The organism is Komagataeibacter oboediens (assembly GCF_003207815.1).
GTDB lineage: Bacteria > Pseudomonadota > Alphaproteobacteria > Acetobacterales > Acetobacteraceae > Komagataeibacter > Komagataeibacter oboediens.
The window spans coordinates 1-912 of record NZ_NKTX01000227.1 but is presented as its reverse complement, the minus strand read 5'-3'; the positions used below and the strand labels follow the sequence as shown (position 1 = coordinate 912).

Sequence of the window (912 nt, the reverse complement as noted above, 5' to 3'; positions counted from 1 at the left end):
TGACGATATGACTGAGCATTTAACAAAACGCTGGCAGACCCTGCCTGCCACCCCGGCCCCTCTGGCCTCCTTTAAAGGACAGCACGCCCCCATTAACGGATGCTCGCTCTATTATACGGAAGGCGGCACAGGGGACGATGTCATCATCATGCTGCATGGGGGCATGGCAAACTCTGACTACTGGGGCATACAGGCGGTTTATCTGGCCAAAACGCACCGTGTCATCCTCGTGGATAGCCGCGGGCATGGCCGCAGCACGTTAGAGGATAAACCCCTCAGCTACGCTCAGATGGCAGACGATATCATTCACCTGATGAACCATCTGGAAATTCCGAATGCCAGTCTCGTCGGGTGGAGCGATGGCGGTGTGCAGAGCATTATTCTGGCCTCTGAACACCCGGATCGCATCAAACGCATCTTTGCTTACGGGCCGCATATGTCCGCATCCGGCATCAATCTGGCGTGTAGCGGAGATAAGGTGGTCAACGCTTTTGTAAAGCGCGCCACAGAAGACTACCGCGAGCTTTCCCCGACCCCGGATAAATTTGATGTCTTTTCAAAAACCCTCTGGGGCCTGTGGAAATGGGAGCATGATGCCGAATTCACGGAAGACCGCCTGAACGCCATCCGCTGCCCCGCATGGGTTGTGGATGGGGACCGGGACGAGATGATTCATCGCGCCCATCTGGAATATCTGGTGGCGCATATTCCGGACAGTTCTTACATGATCCTGCCCGAGACCAGCCACTTCGCCTTCCTGCAGGCCCCGCTTCTGTTTAACGAAGCGTTGGCTGACTTTCTGTCCGTCAAAGCCTGACGGTCACACTGACGGTCAGGGCGAGAAGGGTTCAGCTCTGATAACGGGCTGAACCTCTTTTTATTTCCCGTCTGTTCTCTCAAGTTCGCCGTCGG

Annotated in this window: 1 protein-coding gene; it reads left to right on the top strand. The window is 55.6% G+C overall.

The genetic code is table 11. From position 1 onward, the window contains the following. On the top strand, positions 1–817 hold an 817-nt coding region (locus CFR80_RS18505), incomplete at its 5' end, for an alpha/beta fold hydrolase (RefSeq protein ID WP_309146447.1). Positions 818–912 lie beyond the last annotated feature (95 nt).